Source organism: Lentibacillus juripiscarius (assembly GCF_042685205.1).
GTDB classification, from domain to species: domain Bacteria; phylum Bacillota; class Bacilli; order Bacillales; family Amphibacillaceae; genus Lentibacillus; species Lentibacillus juripiscarius.
The window spans coordinates 98,862-116,784 of sequence record NZ_JBHUNA010000030.1 but is presented as its reverse complement, the minus strand read 5'-3'; the positions used below and the strand labels follow the sequence as shown (position 1 = coordinate 116,784).

The 17,923-nt window shown below is 44.7% G+C and carries 13 protein-coding genes and 1 other annotated feature; of the genes, 8 read left to right on the top strand and 5 right to left on the bottom strand.

The window, feature by feature from the left end:
* The first annotated feature begins 85 nt into the window (after positions 1-85).
* From ccpA to motS, 3 genes are all read left to right on the top strand, one after another.
* Entirely contained in the window at positions 86-1,081 is a 996-nt protein-coding gene (gene ccpA / locus ACFSUO_RS13140) for a catabolite control protein A (RefSeq protein WP_382394809.1), read from the top strand.
* Positions 1,082-1,146: 65 nt separating this feature from the next.
* Positions 1,147-1,965, top strand: coding sequence for a flagellar motor protein MotP (motP, locus tag ACFSUO_RS13135; RefSeq protein ID WP_382394807.1), 819 nt, complete (start codon positions 1,147-1,149; stop codon positions 1,963-1,965).
* Complete coding sequence (gene motS / locus ACFSUO_RS13130; RefSeq protein ID WP_382394805.1) at positions 1,955-2,734, top strand: flagellar motor protein MotS; 780 nt, start codon at positions 1,955-1,957, stop codon at positions 2,732-2,734. The genes motP and motS overlap by 11 nt, the downstream gene beginning before the upstream one ends.
* Before the next feature lie 81 nt (positions 2,735-2,815).
* Here the strand turns inward: motS and ACFSUO_RS13125 are convergent, their stop codons facing one another.
* From ACFSUO_RS13125 to ACFSUO_RS13110, 4 genes are all read right to left on the bottom strand, one after another.
* Positions 2,816-3,982 (bottom strand): acetoin utilization protein AcuC, encoded by a 1,167-nt coding sequence (locus tag ACFSUO_RS13125; RefSeq protein ID WP_382394803.1) that lies wholly within the window; start codon positions 3,980-3,982, stop codon positions 2,816-2,818.
* Positions 3,979-4,629, bottom strand: a complete 651-nt coding sequence (locus ACFSUO_RS13120; RefSeq protein WP_382394801.1) for an acetoin utilization AcuB family protein — start codon at positions 4,627-4,629, stop codon at positions 3,979-3,981. The genes ACFSUO_RS13125 and ACFSUO_RS13120 overlap by 4 nt, the downstream gene beginning before the upstream one ends.
* Complete coding sequence (locus tag ACFSUO_RS13115) at positions 4,630-5,283, bottom strand: GNAT family N-acetyltransferase (protein ID WP_382394799.1); 654 nt, start codon at positions 5,281-5,283, stop codon at positions 4,630-4,632.
* A gap of 115 nt (positions 5,284-5,398) precedes the next feature.
* Positions 5,399-8,446, bottom strand: a complete 3,048-nt coding sequence (locus ACFSUO_RS13110; RefSeq protein WP_382394797.1) for a transglycosylase domain-containing protein — start codon at positions 8,444-8,446, stop codon at positions 5,399-5,401.
* Positions 8,447-8,569: 123 nt separating this feature from the next.
* Positions 8,570-8,819 (top strand) — a binding site (T-box leader).
* Positions 8,820-9,536: 717 nt separating this feature from the next.
* Here ACFSUO_RS13110 and tyrS point away from each other — a divergent pair.
* The gene (tyrS, locus tag ACFSUO_RS13105) at positions 9,537-10,808 is read left to right on the top strand and encodes a tyrosine--tRNA ligase (protein WP_382394795.1); all 1,272 of its coding nucleotides are present in this window, start codon (positions 9,537-9,539) and stop codon (positions 10,806-10,808) included.
* Positions 10,809-10,968: 160 nt separating this feature from the next.
* Here the strand turns inward: tyrS and ACFSUO_RS13100 are convergent, their stop codons facing one another.
* Positions 10,969-11,310, bottom strand: a complete 342-nt coding sequence (locus tag ACFSUO_RS13100) for a hypothetical protein (RefSeq protein WP_382394793.1) — start codon at positions 11,308-11,310, stop codon at positions 10,969-10,971.
* A gap of 166 nt (positions 11,311-11,476) precedes the next feature.
* On the opposite strand from ACFSUO_RS13100, the gene ACFSUO_RS13095 reads away from it, so the two are divergent.
* Genes ACFSUO_RS13095 through ACFSUO_RS13080 form a run of 4 tightly spaced genes read left to right on the top strand, consistent with a single transcriptional unit; the run spans position 11,477 to position 17,331 of the window.
* The gene (locus tag ACFSUO_RS13095; protein ID WP_382394791.1) at positions 11,477-13,021 is read left to right on the top strand and encodes a type I restriction-modification system subunit M; all 1,545 of its coding nucleotides are present in this window, start codon (positions 11,477-11,479) and stop codon (positions 13,019-13,021) included.
* On the top strand, positions 13,018-13,635 hold the full coding sequence (locus ACFSUO_RS13090; RefSeq protein WP_382394789.1) for a restriction endonuclease subunit S: 618 nt from the start codon (positions 13,018-13,020) through the stop codon (positions 13,633-13,635). Before ACFSUO_RS13095 ends, ACFSUO_RS13090 begins: the two co-directional genes overlap by 4 nt.
* A 14-nt stretch (positions 13,636-13,649) precedes the next feature.
* A complete protein-coding gene (locus ACFSUO_RS13085; RefSeq protein ID WP_382394787.1) occupies positions 13,650-14,249 on the top strand; it encodes a restriction endonuclease subunit S in 600 nt (199 codons plus the stop codon).
* Between the two features lie 16 nt (positions 14,250-14,265).
* Positions 14,266-17,331: a type I restriction endonuclease subunit R gene (locus ACFSUO_RS13080; RefSeq protein WP_382394785.1), complete on the top strand. Its 3,066-nt coding sequence runs from the start codon at positions 14,266-14,268 to the stop codon at positions 17,329-17,331.
* Positions 17,332-17,923: the final 592 nt, after the last annotated feature.

Genomic DNA, 17,923 nt, shown 5'->3' with positions numbered 1-17,923 from the left:
CTTTAAATTTTTTGTGTTTTATGGCATTGTAGAGTATTATAATGGGAAAAGGAATCGAATTAGTAATCTGGCTAGGAGGTCAAGCATGACAGTAACAATATACGACGTAGCAAGAGAAGCGAATGTTTCTATGGCAACTGTTTCACGGGTTGTCAATGGTAATCCGAATGTAAAACCGGTAACACGCAAGAAGGTTCTGGCAACGATTCAGGAACTTGGGTACCGTCCAAATGCGGTTGCCCGCGGATTGGCAAGTAAAAAAACAACAACGGTAGGTGCCATTATTCCAGATATTTCCAGTATCTTTTTTGCTGAACTGGCGCGGGGCATTGAAGATATTGCGACGATGTATAAGTATAATATTATTTTGAGTAACTCTGATCAGAACAAAGATAAAGAATTGCGCCTTATTAATGCCATGCTGGAGAAGCAGGTAGATGGAATTTTGTTCATGGGTGGCGATATTTCAGAGGAACATGTGGAGCAGTTCCAAAGTTCATCCGTACCGGTTGTTCTGGCAGCAACCTATGATGAAACGGACAAAATTCCATCGGTGAATATTGACTATGAAGCTGCAGCATTTGAGGCAACTTCTTATTTGATTGAGAAAGGAAACACCAGAATTGCGTTCATCTCTGGTGTCGATGATACGCTAATCAATAAACAGAAATATAATGGCTATGTGCGGGCACATGAAGAAAAGTCTGTCACTCTTGATGATGCGTACATTCTTAAAGGTGATTATTCCTATGACTCAGGTCTGGAGGCGGCGGAACAGCTTTTAGCCAAAGACGAACAGCCTTCTTCCGTATTTGTTGCCTCAGATGAAATGGCATTGGGAGTCATTCATGGGGCCCAGGACAGGGGCTTTCGAGTACCGGAAGATCTTGAGGTCTTCGGGTTTGACAATACAAGACTGGCAACCATGGTACGCCCGACACTGTCTACCATCGTACAGCCAATGTATGATATTGGTGCTGTTGCCATGCGTCTATTGACCAAATATATGAATAAGGAAGAAGTGGAGGAGAAAAAAGTCATTCTTCCGCATCGGATTGTCGAAAGAAACTCAACAAACTGATCAATATGCCGATATAAGAAGTAACCTGTCTCATAGGTTTCAACAAGGTTCCGGGGAGCGAGACAATGCGAAAAACAGATATACTGACACCAATCGGCATTACACTTGGGTTTATTATGATAATGCTAGCAATCCTTTCCAAGGGAGGAACGGAAGGAGTCTCTTCCTTTTTGGATGTTGCTTCTATTTTTGTGGTTATCGGCGGATTGACTGCATCACTCCTGATTAATTTTAAAATGGAGCAAATTAAATTAACCGGTAACGTCATCAAGGAAACATTCCATAAGAACGATCAGCGGATGACGGAACTTGTTGAGAAGTTTATCCATTTGGCGGAACGTGCCCGCCGGCAAGGTATTTTAGCGTTGGAAAATGAAATGGACGAAGTGGATGATGAATTTCTGAAAAAAGGAATTCTGCTGGCTGTCGACGGAATAGAGCCCGAAGTGATTTCAGATATCATGAATGCGGAAATTACAGCCATGGAGGAGCGTCATTATCGTGGACGGGCGATTCTTGAAAAGGCAGGAGAATACGCACCGGCCTGGGGGATGATTGGAACGTTGGTCGGGCTCGTCCTCATGCTTAATAGCCTTACTGACCCAGCAACACTTGGGCCGAATATGGCGGTTGCCCTTTTAACGACATTGTATGGAACTGTCCTGGCCAATCTTGTCTTTATTCCGATGAAAAATAAGTTGGAGCAGAAGACGGAAGAGGAAATGTTTATCAGACAAATCATCATTGAAGGTGTTATTGGTGTTCAGTCCGGGCAAAATCCAAGGATCCTGGAGGAAAAATTGCGTGCATTCCTTTCCAATGAAACCGCGAAGGAACCGAATGAGGACACTAAAATGACTGGGGAACATGTCAATGAAACGTAGACGTCTGAAAAAACGGGACAATGGCAGGGCGCCAAAATGGATGGTCACGTATTCGGATATGGTGACACTGATTCTGGTCTTTTTTATCTTGCTCTTTTCCATGTCTCAAATCGACATGGTTAAATTTGATGCCCTTTCCGAATCGTTCAGGAATCGGATGATCTTTGACTTTCATCCATCTCCGGTACCGATGGAAAATCCGACTGAACATACAAGTGACGAGGAAAGTGGAAAAAACACCAATGAATTCGAAAAACCGGCGCAGCGTGAGCGTACCGGTCAGACAAAAGAAACGGAACAGGATTCATTGGACGACCTGATGGAAAGTGTAAAGCAATATTTGCACAACAACGAACTGAATAATGTCATTTCCGCGAGCAGGACCGACCGCGGTGTCGTTCTTGTTTTACAGGAAAGTATCTTGTTTGAAACAGGGGAAGCGGAAATACTTGATTCCGGTAAACCATTTTTGGATAAAATCGGCAACCTTCTAGCGAATATACCAAATAATGTGAGGGTGGAAGGGCATACGGACAATCGGCCGATTTCCAGTTACCGATACCCATCCAACTGGGAATTGTCAGGTGCGAGAGCCAGCACTGTCATTCGCTATCTGATTTCCCGGAATGATTTTGCCCCGTCACGTTTTACAGCAGCAGGTTTCGGGGATACCAGACCGATTGTCCCGAATACATCTGAGGCTAATTGGAAAAAGAATAGACGGGTGGAAATGGTTATTATGGAGAAGGATGGTCAATCCTCCCAATAACGATGTGAAATTCTGTGCAAAATGATGCTGAGCATAATAAAAGAAAAGCAAGTGCCATCCCTTAAGGGTAGCACTTGCTTTTTATATATTAGCCGATCGGTCCTGAGCATATTTCATTGCACTGAGCAGAGCTTTTTCATTCTTTTCCGTGATGTCAGCCTTTCTGGGAATATTCGGAACAATGTCTTTAGGGTCTTCCCATGTATCCGGCAGTTTAACAGGGGATTCAGCCTGCCATTTCGCCAGCCATTTATCCGGGAGGGATGTTCTTTGTATATCACCAGTTTTCATGACACTCCAAATTTGTGCCCAAGCACGTGGTACAGCTCGCCACATGTCATATCCGCCTCCACCGAGGGCAATCCAGCGTCCATTACAGTACTGGTGTGCCAGTTCATGGGCAATTTGCGGAATGCGCTCAAATGCTGCTGCAGTGGTACATAAATGTGTGAGTGGATCAAGCACATGTGCATCGGCCCCATTCTGTGTCAAAATAACTTCAGGTCGAAAGAAAGCTGCCACTTTTCTGATGGCCGACTCATAAACAGACAGAAATGATTCATCTTCAGTAAACGCATCAATAGGAATGTTGAAGGAATGGCCATGACCTTCTTTGATACCGCGTTCGCTGATACTACCGGTACCCGGGAACAGGTAGCGTCCAGTCTCATGAATGGAAAGGGTGCATACATTAGGGTCATCGTAGAAGGCCCATTGTACACCATCACCATGATGGGCATCCGTATCAACATACAATACTTTTAAATCGTATTTCTCTCGGATGTATTTGATGGCAATGGCTCCGTCATTATAAATACAGAACCCGCTCGCTTTCCGTTTGAAACCATGGTGAAGCCCACCTCCCAGGTTGAGGGCATGGTCTGACTTGCCTTGCAGCACCTCATCTACTGCAGTTAATGTGCCCCCGACAAGATGGCTTGATGCCTCATGCATATGGGCAAACATGGGTGTATCCTCGGTTCCCAGGCCATGCTCAAGCCCTTCCTCTTCCGACAAGTGCCCATGTCCCGCTCTTTTGACTGCTTGAATGTATTCGGGGGCATGAAACAGCGCGATTTCTTTGTCAGTTGCCGTCCGTGGCTCTTGTATATCTTGAGCCAACAAGAGATTGCTTGCTTCGAGCAGGTCTTTTGTCAACGAAACCCGCTGCTGATTGAACGGATGATCCGAATGAAAGTGATAGGTTAAGAAGTCATCAGCGTATATAAATGATGAACGGCATGTCATAGTTTAGGCTCCGCTATGTTATTCGGCCACATCAATTCATAGCCGGCATCCCGTAAGTCCTGAATCAGTGGCACAGGATTCATGGTCTGGATGCGAAAGACCAGTATTTTGTAATTCGGATCATCGTTGAACGGGTACATGAGAACAGATGTTATATTTGTTTTGCGCTGTCCGAAAACGGCTGCTACTTCCGGAAGTATTCCCGGCTTATGGGGCACTTTCACTTCGATCTGGGAACTTTGGACATTGGTTCCTGTCAATAGAATCATAGTGTAGAGCATCTCTTTTTCAGTAATTATTCCAGTTAAGGTGTTATTGCTGACAACAGGAAGGCAGGCGATTGTCTCATCGTAAAAAATCCGGGCAACTTCTTCCACAAAATCCAATGGATGAACCGTTAAAACTGGCTGGCTCATGATGGACTGTATTTCATTATTTAGCTGGTACTGATTGCTTCCATCATCAAATATAGAAGGGGACGCATCACGAACATCACGGTCAGAAACAATGCCGATAACCTGATTGCTCTCCCTCACGATGGGAATATGCCGAATATGATTTTCCCGCAGCAGCTTCAAGGCATCTGCAATTGTTGCTGTTGGGGGAAGTGTTAACACATTTGTCTTCATAATTTCTTCGACGAGCATTTATAGCCCCTCCCTCATGTTACGGTATTGGTGCCGCTGCAAAAAACGCAGTTCATCAAACTGTTTAACGGATGCTTCCGGAACGCTGCTGCCGGTCCGGACCATCAGGCAGTTTGCCGGATGGGAAATAATTTCTGGATCATCGGTCGGTGCAGGCAGCAACCCCCCTGCGGCCATCATTTTCTCCATGACTTTCCGGTAATCCCACACACTTAGTCTTGTGCCATCAAGGTCCCAGTGCCAGTAGTATTCAGTAGAGATGATGATATAGTTTTCCATGTAATCATCCATCATGGAAACTTCCAGCAGGCCTGAGGCTATTTTTGCACCGCGGTATTTTGGAATGACCTCAACCGCCCCCAGTTCAATCAGATCTTCCATATTGAATTTCGACCAGCGTTCCATTGGATCAGGGTGTAGGTACGTAACATAACCAATGATGGTATCTTCTGTCCTGGCAATGATAATCCTGCCCTCGGTAAAGTCAGCAATGCTGCGGATTGCTTCAAATTGTTTTGATGCAGGTCGGAATGCAGTCAGGTGTTCATGGAAATAGTATTTGGTCAATGCCCCTGATGAAAGTGGCCCTTCAATAACAATAGGACCGTCTGGAGTATCGCGTACATTGGAGTAGTAGGTTTTCACGTGCTCCATTTATTCACCGCCTTGTTATAGCTGCTCACTGGTGTTTCTTACATCTTATTATACAGGAAAATAGTCTTATTTTTTAGTGATAACAGAAATTAAAAGTGAAAAAACGAAGGGGGAATTAACCCCCTTCGTTCTCACTGTCCTTTTTTTTGTCTTTGTCTTTGCTGCTGTCATTTTGATCATTATTTTTGTGCTTATCGGCGTTACCATTGTCGCTGGAATTGTTTCCGCCTTCGTCTTGCTTATTGTCATTCTGTTTATCATTGCTATCACTGTTGTTATTGTCGGACTCTGTATTATCACCGTTCTCTTTATCTGATTCGGTTTTGGAAAAATTCCCGACAACTGCTTGTTTTGATGCTCTCGATTCGAGTCCAAAGTAATCCACTGCTTTGACTCGATAGACACCTTTCTTTTCGGAGAAGGTGAAACTTGTTCCTGTTGTACTACCGATAAGGCTGAATGAACCATCCGGATTTCCAGCACGATAAATGCGGTAACCGACAACATCGCTGCTGCCTGATGCATTCCAAGATAGTTTGCTGCCGGAAGCGGAAACCGAACCAGGTGCAGATGGACGTTCACCATCATCTTCAATTGTCTGATTACTGATGTCTGATTGCGGCAGACCTATTTTCTCCCATGCATCCCGGTTGGTGCGCGGGAATAGACTGGAAAGATCGCCGAGACGGTCAAATCCTTTTTGTTCCAGAAACTCCGGATTGAAGGTGATTCCGTCTCCTTCGATAAACTCATCAGGTGTATTGTCTCCTGCTATGACAGCTTTTCCGTCAACCATTACATAGGATCCTCTTATGAGACTGTCATCTTTCTCTGTCGGTACATATTTTGCATTGAAAATATCTGTTTTTACCAATCCTGCTTCTTGGCAAAGTTCCGATGGCAGCTTACCCGAGATGGCGCAATAACTGCGGGACACAATTCCGTCCGGCCGTTCAAAACTTTTCTCTGGTGCTACTAATTCCGGATTAATGTCGGATGCTGCATTGATTAGCTCCGCCCAAAGTGTCTGGTTCCGCTGGCTGTAGCTTAGCGAACAGGAAGGGCATTGGATGTTTTTCCCTTCCCTATATCCGATCCAGACTCCCATGGACACATTTGGATTCACACCGACGAACCAGGCATCTTTATAGTCATCTGATGTACCAGTCTTACCCGCCCAGTCAACATGATTGTATTTCAACTGCGACTGCAGGTAGGTTGCCGTTCCGCGGTCGAGCACATCGCGCATCACATCCAGAGTTAGATACGCTGTCTGCGGTGAAAATACGTCAACTGGATCCGGCTCATATTCAAAGATAACATTGCCTTCCTGGTCGGTAATCCTCTCGATTATATGGGCGTCAACAAATTTACCCTGATTGCCAAATGTCGCAAATGCATTCACGTTTTCCTCAACGGTGACCCCTTCCGTAAGACCGCCAATTCCTAGGGAAAGGTTGGCATATTCATTTTCTCCGATAGTTGTGATTCCCATTGGTTCCAAGAATTCACTGACTGGATCCTGTCCCCTAATCCGATCATAAATCTCAATGGCCGGAATGTTATATGAATTATACAGTGCTTTCCGGGCCGGTACGATTCCGTGATAACCACCACCATAGTTATGCGGTACATAGGGACCCTGTGGTGTTGAATAGCTTTTTCTGACGTCGGCAATTGGCGTCCCTGGTTGTATGACACCTTTTTCAAATGCAGGTGCATAGGTCAGGATAGGCTTCATGGTACTTCCGTTTTGTCTTGTTGCCGATGTGGCATAATTGAACTGGCTATCTATACTATTGTCCCGGCCACCGACAAAACTGATGATCCGGCCGGTTTTATTCTCAATCAGGATGCCGCCTGTCTGGATTTGCTGGGTGATTTTTTTCTTTTCGCCGGTTTCTTCATCTGTCTCATATCCTGTCCAGTCAGGCCCATAATGCTCGTAGTTTTTGGCAGTTTTTTTAAAGGCATCGTGCGTTTTTTTATCAATGGTTGTATGGATTTCGTACCCATTCTGCCTTAGAGCACGATCGGCGCGTATGGCGTATTCTTCCATTAGCTTTTCGTTGTTTTGAAGGTCTTCCATTGTATAGCCGTCTTCTTTAGCCAGGTGCTCCTTGATAATCCCCTTGGCACGTTTCTGGGCTAAAAATGTCAGGTCTGGGTATGTTTCAATCGGTGATGGTGATTCGTCAGTAAAGTCAGCTGCGATATCATAATTTCGTGCTTTCTCATATTCTTCCTTCGTGATATAACCCGCCTCATGCATTCTGTCCAATACTGTTTTCATCCGGTTGATGCCGGGCTGGATTCCTTCCTCGCTTTTCAGTCCGCCTGCATTTGTAAACGGTGTATAGTATGACGGGCTTTGCGGCATGCCGGCAAGATAAGCTGCTTGAGGAAGATTCACTTCTGATGCATCAATGCCAAATATCCCCTGTGCTGCGGTCTGAATGCCGGCGATGTTGCCGCCTGAAGCGTCACGTCCGTACGGGACAATATTCAGATACGCTTCCAGGATTTCATCTTTGTCAAAAAAACGCTCCAGTCGCATTGCGATTAAAATTTCCTTTGCCTTTCGTTCGAAGGATACTTCATTTGTCAGTATTTGATTTTTGACAAGCTGCTGGGTCAATGTACTTCCACCTGATTGTGTCGGGGCACTTGTTACTTGCTGCATAAGGGCCCGGACGATGGCTTTTGGCACAATCCCGTTATGTTCGTAAAAATATTCATCCTCTGTTGCAATAACAGCATTTTTCAACACGTCCGGGATATTATCCAGTGCTACTTCTTCGCGGTACAAATCGGAGCGCACGTCGCCAATGTATTTATCACCGGCAAAGTAGAGCGATGAGGTTTCCTCGTAGTTATAAACGTTTTGTTTCATACTTTCATACGCCCGTACCGGTTCATCTTTCACAAGTGATGCGAAATAGCCTGCACCTATACCTCCAGCAAAGAATGCCCCGATAACGCCAATGATCAGGAAAAATAAGATGATATTCCAAACAACATCATAGCTAATCCTTGAAGTTTGTTGGATTTTCCCTGTCTGCCATGCTGATTGCACTCTTTCCGCGTATCGATGTGAACGTAGCTTCCCCCAGGCTGTTTTTAGTTTGTGTATGTATTTTTCTAATGATTGCTTGAAATTCACTATAAAAACCTCCCCTGAATCAAGCCTATTATAGCATAGCAGCAGAAACTGTGGCATAGAAAATTCACGTTTGAATATTGCATTTGTGTTACAGTTGTGGTATGAATAGAGAATAATGTTATATCATACGCGCTGAAGGATCGGAGTAGCTACGCAAATCGCTGTTAACAGAGAGCTGACGGGCGGTGGGAGTCAGTACACATTTGCAGGCGAATTACAATCTGGAGCTATCTTCTTTTGGAAACAGCCAGATTTTGGCCGGGGTCGGATTGTTTCCGGGGGAAGACGGTGGCATCACCGTTAGAAACCCTGAAGTGGCACAGGTATACATGTGTAACAAGGGTGGTACCGCGAGTACATACTCGTCCCTTAGCTTTTGCGAGGGGCGTTTTTTTATTTTGCCTTTTCGTAAGCTTTGTTGTCTTTCAGTGCAGTAGATATAAACTGCGACATAGTGAAAATTCTCATTAGCGAGGCTATCTCCTGTTCTAATTACTGTTAAGTGCTCAAAGACGCTACGGCAATAGACTTCGCTTTCCATGGGCACGGCCTCAGCCTCCTCGGAAAGCAAAGACCGCTTTCCTGCGGGGTCTTCGGACACGTGCTGTTCCCATAGGAGTCTGCGTATATTGCCTCCGCTGGCAATGAAGTTCTGCATATTGAATGTTGAAACCAATGAAATTAGTTCTAAAGAGTTTTCTCTCGCTAGGAAAGAACACGACACTAAGCTGCGGAAAAATGCGAGACCCCTAGGGGAAGAGCAGCAAGTGAAGACCCCGCAGTGAGCGTTTTTTGCTCCGAGGAGGCTGAGCTGCTGCTCCAGGCAAAGAAGACACTGTGAATGCACCCAAAGGAAGCTTGAGCAGATGTCGCGCTTGTACCCGGAGTGGTGAAAGCGAGTGTTTTTCCGCAGCGACGAGCTAGCACTCAGTCCCGATAGAATTGGGGAAAGGCATTCAAAAGGTTATGTCGCATTTTATATAAATTGTTCAGCAGGGTTTTATTCACTAGAGTGAGGCAAAAAGCAACCAGTCTTTTAGAAAATAGCCTTTTATTTTTATGTAAAACACTAAAAATTGGAGTGAAAGCAATGGACATTTTACAGGATCTTGAAAAACGCGGTCTAGTACAGCAGACGACAGACAAAGAAGGATTACAAACGCATTTAAACGAAAATCAAGTGACTTTATACTGTGGCTTTGATCCGACGGCCGACAGCCTGCATATCGGGCACTTGCTGCCGATTATTATGCTGAAACGTTTCCAGCGAGCCGGCCATAGACCGATTGCTCTGATTGGCGGCGGAACAGGGATGATTGGCGATCCAAGCGGCCGCTCAGCAGAACGTTCCTTGAATGAGGCATCCGTTGTTCACGGTTATAGTGACAAAATACGGCAGCAGCTGGCCAGGCTGCTTAATTTCGATTCCGGCTCCAATGCAGCACGTGCCCGGAATAACCATGACTGGCTTGGGAACATGTCGGTCATTGATTTTCTCCGTGATGCCGGCAAACATTTTGGAATCAACTACATGCTGGGTAAGGAATCGGTATCAGCCCGGATTGAAGAGGGCATCTCCTATACCGAATTCAGCTACATGATTCTGCAGTCGCTTGATTTTCTAAAATTGCATGAGCAGGAGAACTGCACCCTGCAAATTGGCGGCAGTGACCAGTGGGGGAATATAACGGCAGGCATGGAACTTATCCGCCGCTCCCGGGAAAATGAAGAAGAGGAAGTTCATGTTTTCGGTTTGACTGTACCGCTGATTACGAAAGCGGATGGCAGCAAATTTGGCAAGACGGCAGGTGGTGCTGTCTGGCTGGATCCGAAAAAAACAACACCGTACGAATTTTACCAGTTCTGGATTAATACCGATGACCGAGATGTCATGAAGTTTTTACACTACTTTACATTTCTTGAGCAAGACGAGTTGGATGAACTTCAAAATGAACTGGAAAACCGTCCGGAACAACGGCTGGCACAGAAGCGGCTGGCTGAAGAAATGACAGCAATGGTTCACAGCAAGGAAGATTTGCAGCAGGCGCAGAAAATAACGGATGCACTGTTCAGCGGAGATTTGAAAGATCTTTCCGTAGGCGATATCGAGCAAGGGTTTAAAGATGTGCCAACATATGAAGCTTCCAAAGCGGAAATCGGTCTGATTGAATTGCTCGTTGAAGCGTCTATTTCATCTTCCAAGCGACAGGCAAGGGAAGATATCAAAAACGGCGCAATCTATATTAATGGTGAACGCCAGCAGGATCTGCAGTATGCTGTAGATGAAACAGACCGCATTGATGATCAATTTACTATTATCAGACGCGGGAAAAAGAAATACTTCCTCGTGCGTTTCGGTTAAACTGAGACTTCCTTTATAACTATAATCGAAAAGAAATTGGATTTGGGGGCATGAAATTTATTATTATTTCATGCCCCTTTTGTTGATTTTATTTCGATTATAGAGGTAGAAGAGGGGGCACTAAGGAGAAAGATCGAATCGAGAAGGAAATATTAATCATTCAAACAAAGATACGAATGATTGCTGCGATGGCAGCTACAGAACTGATCCCGGAAGCTACTATCCATTTTAATAGTTTAACCTGATAGGCGTGCAGCATTGCTTCCATTTTCTTTTGAAAGTTGTTTAATTCCGATTTGGTGATAAGCTCTTTTTCTTTAATCAAGTCATCGATTTTTAGGATAACATCTTTTGTATCTGCCTTTGATTCTAATGATTGTTCTAATACGTTCAGCCGAGCCTCTAATTCGTATAACCTTGACTCATGACTTCTCTGTTCATAGTTTGTATTCTCAATCGTTATCACTCCTTTCCCTAATGATTCTTTATGTTTACAATACATTATTCGAGATGAATGTAAAATGGAAAGGCAGTTAACTGAAAGTGTTTGTCTAATTTCGGCCGGTCTTCTTTCTAGTTCAAACCAGCATATTTTTGATAGTTTTCATCGTCCTTTGTGCCTGATTATGATAAAATTTGACTATAACGACTATTTGAGGTGAAAGACGATGCCTGCCAAAGCAGATATTAATTTTCAAAAAGACTTGTTCGATGCCGCTACGAATATGCGTGGCAGTGTGGCACCGGCTGATTATAAACATTATGTGTTGCCTTTAATTTTCCTGCGCTATTTATCGAATCGTTTTGAACTCCGCAGGGATGAAATTGATAGTTTAGTAAAGGATCCGAAGAGTGACTGGTATGTACCTGATGAGGATACACAGCAATTTATGAAAGAGGATCCGGATATGTACATGGCGGAAAATGTGTATGTCGTACCGGAAGAATCGCATTGGTCCTACATATTAAAGAATGCCAAACAGCCGAATATCAAAGAAATTCTTGATAATGCGATGAACCGTTTAGAGGAGGAAAACCCAGATCTGGATGGTATGTTGCCGCGTATTTTTCAGGGGAGTAATTTGCCTGCTGAAAATGTCTCCGGCTTGATTGAAATCTTCTCCCGTGATGTGTTCAGTGCCCAGGATGAACGCAGTGTCGATGTGCTTGGAAGGGTCTATGAATATTTCATCTCGGAATTTGCCTCGACGGAAGGTCAGCGTGGGGGCGAGTTCTATACGCCATATTCCGTCGTTAGCCTGCTTGTGCGTATGCTTGAGCCGATTAAAGGGACGGTGCTCGACCCAGCGTGCGGATCCGGGGGTATGTTCATCCAGTCTGAAGAATATTCACCGAGGCGGCACGAGCTGTCTTTTTACGGGCAGGAAAACGTCACAACCACCGCCCGCCTTGGTAAAATGAATGTGCTCCTGCATGGAATGAACGCCGATATACGCCTTGGCAATTCGCTTCTGGATGATCAGTTCGCGGATGTTAAAGCAGACTATGTCATTGCTAATCCGCCGTTTAATCAGGACGGCTGGGGAGCAGATCGGGTTTCCAATGATGACCCGCGTTTAATCGGCCCTGTTACGGATTCGAATGCCAACTATATGTGGATGCAGCACTTCTTCCATCATTTGAATGAGGAAGGTTCAGCCGGCTATGTGATGGCAAATGGCGCGATGACAACGAATGCTAAGGGAGAAAAACCTGTTCGCGAATGGTTTGTGGACAATGGCCATATTGATTGTATCGTTGCTTTGCCGGAAAAATTATTTTTATCAACCGGCATTCCGTGCTGTCTCTTTTTCCTGAGTAAAAACCGTGATGGCAAAAGTGAGTACCGCGAACGGAAAAATGACATTCTGTTTATTGACGCCCGGCAGAAAGGATCACTGGTAAGCCGGAAGCAAAAAGCCTTGTCGGAAGAGGAAATCGATGAAATTGCCAACGTTTATCGTACGTTTAAGTATGACGAGAAAAAAGTTGAGGATGTCCCCGGTTTCTGCAAAGTCGCAACAATAGATGATGTGAAAGAAAACGACTATAAACTGACACCGGGAATCTATGTCGGTACAGAAGAAGTAGAAGAAGATGGTGTGCCATTTGAAGAAAAAATGGAAGAATTAAGGACGAAGCTGTTCGAGCAGTTTGAAGAATCCAACCGCCTCCAGGGGAAGATTAAGAAGGATTTGGAGGGGGTGTTGTGAGTGAGTGGAGAGATTTCAAATTGGATGAAGTTTGTGATGAGATAGTAGATTGTGTGAATAAAACGGCCCCAAAAGTAAACTATGAAACACCTTATAAAATGGTTCGTACAACTAATGTAAGAGATGGAAGAATAAATCTTTCGAATGTTAACCATGTAACAAAAGAGACATACCAAAAATGGACAAGAAGATCGATTCCGCAAAAAGATGATGTGATTTTAACCAGAGAGGCACCTTTAGGAGAAGTCGGAATAATAACTACAGATGAAAAGGTTTTTTTGGGACAAAGGTTGATGCAATATAGGGCAAATAACAGGAAAGTTGATCCCAAATTTTTATATTATTCCTTAAGGGGCCCATTTTTACAAAATCAGATGAAAGCACATGAAGGATCTGGCTCGACAGTAAGTCATATTCGTGTACCAGATGCAAAAAGATTTAAAATCAAATTACCTCCTATGGATATACAAAACAAAATCACTTCAATTCTTTGGTCGATTGACAAAAAAATTGAAACTAATACTAAAATCAACCATACACTTGAACAAATAGCCATGACGCTTTACAAACACTGGTTGTTGATTTTGGATCATTCCAGGACAGTGAGTTTGTAGAGTCAGAGTTAGGAATGATTCCAAAAGGGTGGGAAGTTGTATCCCTTAATCAATTTGCTGATATAAATATGGGACAGTCACCTAAATCTGAGTATTATAACAACCAAGGTAACGGATTACCTTTTCACCAAGGCATAAAGGATTTTGGCTTTAGATTTCCATCACACCAAACTTTTTCCACGATTGAAAAGAAAGTGGCTAATAGTGGGGATATTTTGTTAAGTGTCAGGGCTCCGGTTGGAAGAATGAATGTTGCTGATCAATCAATAGTCATTGGTCGTGGTTTATGTGGACTTAGATCCAAGTCCGGTCACCAGGCCTTTTTATATTATAAACTAAGAGATGTGTTTAAAGTAATAGATAGTATGGGTTCGGGAACTGTATTTAACTCTATAAATAAAAAAGATGTGGAGAATTTAAAAGTTCTTGTTCCTGAGGATAGTACTCTTCAGAAATTCGAGGAACTAGCCAGTAAGTGGGATAAACAAATAAAATGTAATACCGAAGAAAGTTTAATACTACAACAAACCCGCGACTACCTTCTGCCAAAACTCCTATCCGGCGAAATAGACGTATCCGAAGCCAAGGAAACGGTAGAAAGCGCGTTGCAGTAAAGAGAGGGGGATGAACATGGGGCGGTTAATGGAATCGGATTTTGAGGAAACGACGATCGAGCGGCTGGAGAATCTGGGCTATACGTATGCACATGGTCAGGAACTGTACCAGCGTGGGGAACGCGAGCGGAATCAGGAAGTTGTTTTGAGGGGGCGACTGGAATCCTTTTTGCAAAAGACGTATTCCATGATTCCCGACAGCGAGATCAGCGGACTGGCAAATATGTTTATTTTAAATGAAGGCGTTGGCTGGCAAGAGCGGAATTTTAACTTCCACCAAAAGAGCGTTAAAGGTGTCGAGTTTGTTTACGAAGACAAGAACGGAGAGGAAAAGGTGCAGCACGTCTATCCGATTGATTGGGAAACGCCGGAAAACAATGATTTTCTCGTCGTCAATCAGTTGGCCATCGAAGGGCGTATGCCGCGAAGACCTGATGTGATTATTTATGTGAATGGCTTGCCGCTCATTGTTTTTGAACTGAAGAATCCAAATATCGAAAATGTAACGGTCTATGATGCCTACAGGCAAATCCGCAATTATACGCATGACATCTCCCAGCTGTTTGAATACAACGCGTTCACGGTCATTTCCGATGGTATCGAAACGATGCACGGCATGCCGGATGCAGCCTATGATTTCTTTGCTTCATGGAAGACGATTGATGGGGTCAACGTCGATAATAACGTTGCCAATACGATGCGGACGTTAATCCAAGGACTGTTTCAAAAGGAGCGGCTGCTGGACTATATTCGCAACTTCATTGTTTACTTGGATAAAGGCGAATCTAAGGTGAAAATCGGCGCCAAATACCACCAGTATTTCGGGGTTAATTTTGCCGTGAAGGAAACTGTCCGTGCAACAAATCCAGATGGTGACCGGAAAATCGGGGTCATGTACCATACAACCGGTTCCGGGAAAAGTATCAGCATGCTGTTTTATGCGACGATTTTATCGAAACATCGGGATTTGGGTAATCCGACGATTGTGGTACAGGTGGATCGGAATGACCTCGATGAACAGCTGCATGACACATTTTCGGAAGGATATAGCCTGATCGGGCACATTCATCATGCACAAAAGGCGGATGAACTGCGTGATATTTTGAAAGGGGAGGGCGGCCAGATCGTTTTCTCGACGATTGAAAAGTTCCGCTTGAAAGAAGGCGAGGCCAAACACCCAGTCCTGTCTGACAGAAGCAATATTATTGTGATTTCTGACGAGGCGCATCGGACACAGAGCGGTTTTGACGGCGGCTATGCAGCCCAGCTTCGTTACGCACTGCCCAACGCTTCATTCGTCGGCTTCACCGGAACACCGGTTAATTTGCTAGGCAACAACACCGAAGCAATCTTCGGCCATGTGATCCACCAGTATGATATGGCACAGGCTGTTGAAGATAAAGCTGTTTTGCCCCTGTATTATGAAAGCCGGATGATCCCGCTTGATTTTGACGGAGCAGATATTGACAGCGAATACGCCAATTTAGTCGATGAAGTGGGCATGGAAGATGAAGAATCCCAGTCGTATAAGGTGAAATGGGCAGCACTTGAGAAAGTTGTAGGGACACCGAAACGGTTGAACAGACTGTCGCGAAGCATTGTGGATCATTTTAATCAGGCCGCAGATCCAGTTCAAAAAGGCATGATTGTCTGCATGAGCCGTTCCATTGCTGTTCGTTTATATGATGAGTTGAAAAGCCACGATGACTGTCCGGAAGTGGAAATTATCATGACCGGTAATGTTTCCAAGGATCCGGTATCATGGCGGGAGCAAAATCCGGGCAGCAACTATGCCCATATTAAAACGAAAGAAGAACAAGAAGAAGTCAAAAGCCGTCTGAGAGACACAGAGGATCCGCTGAAATTGGTCATCGTCGTCTCCATGTGGCTGACCGGTTTTGATGTGCCGAACTTATCGTTTTTATATGTCGATAAACCGATGAAAGGACACAACCTGATTCAGGCGATTGCACGGGTTAACCGTGTTTTTCCAGGCAAAGAAGGCGGGCTGATTGTTGACTTTATCGGAATCGCCACGTCCCTGAAAGAAGCTACCAATCAATATACCGGCGACGGCTCCGCTAATGATATGGACATTGATATTGATCAGGCAATCGGAATTTTCCATGAGAAGCTGGAAGAAGTACGAACCTATTTCGGCGAGCTTGAGCATCGTGATGACTGGCGGTCGCTTTCCAAGGTGAATCGGGATGATTTAATCGGGGATCTCGTCAACCAGCAGTTAAACGGTGAATCGGAAAATTTTGTGGAAGCGTGTACGAAGCTGGAAAAAGCCTATAAACTAGTGAAACATACTGACGGCGTTCTGCCTTTTGCCGATGAGGTGACACTCTATCAGATGGTGCGGATTCAAGTGAAAAAGTATCTGACCTCCCAACAAAGCAGTCCCAAAGCCAGTCAGACGGTGGAAGAGCGTCTCAATGCCATGATCGATCAGCACCTGGAAACGAAAGCCCCGGTGGATATTTATCAGGTGGCGGGCATTGAGAAACCTGATATCAGCATTTTGGATGAAGATTTCTTAAAAGATATGGAAGAGAAGGAGCAGCACGAAGATTTAAGGCTGAAACTGTTGAAGAAACTGCTGGAAGACCATATCCAGGTAAATTTTAAAAAGAACAGCCCGAAAGAAAAAGAAATGCGGGAATTGCTCGAGAAAACACTCTCCGATTATCATAACCGGATCATTCAGGCTGCTGATGTGCTCCGGGTAATGGTGGATATGAAAAAAGGTGTCGACACCGAAGCGGATTTTCGTAAAGAGCTTGGACTGTCTGACGAAGAAGCGGAATTCTATAAAGCTGTCACATCACTGGAAATGGACGCTTTTGACAATAAGTTTCTGGCTGACTTGATCCATAAAGTAGTCAAAGAGCTCAAAAAGAATCTAAGCCAGGATTGGACCAGTGAACATCGAAAAAGTATCTATGCGAAAGTGAGTATGTCGGTCAAGCACGTGCTGATGCGGGAAGGTATAAAGGGTCAGCAGCTGCAGTTTATTACAAAGGCAATCATGAAGGAAGCAGAAGAACAGTATAAAGACTGGCCACAACAGGCATGAGTCAGGTAGAGTTTACGAAAGCGGCTCCCATTTCACATCTTTTGCATTGGCTCTTTTCGCATATGTTGTTGTTTTTCGCAGTTGATATAAATTGCGACACAACTTTTTAGATGTCTCTCCCTAATTCTATCAGGACTGAGTGCTAGTTCATCGCTGCGGAAAAATACTCGCTTTCACCACTCCGGGTACAAGCGCGACATCTGCTCAAGCTTCCTTTGGTCGCATTCGCAGTGTCTTCTTTGCCGCGGGGAACGCTTCAGCCTCCTCGTTCGTCCCTCACTGCGGGGTCTTCAGACTGTTCGACGCACAGGACGTGCTAATGCAGGCGTTGCGACAGGACGTCGCGGTTTTAGCCTGCCTTTCCCGCAGGAGTCGCATTTTTCTGCAGCTTGGTGTTGTGTTCTGTCCAAGTGAGAGAAAAGACTGCTGAATTCTTTTTTCTTGGGCTTCATCTTTTCAATATGCAGAATTTCAGTGCCAGCGGAGGCAATATACGCAGACTCCTATGGGAACAGCACGTGTCTGAAGACCCCACAGGAAAGCGGTCTTTGCTTTCCGAGGAGGCTGAGGCCGTGCCCATGGAAAGCGAAGT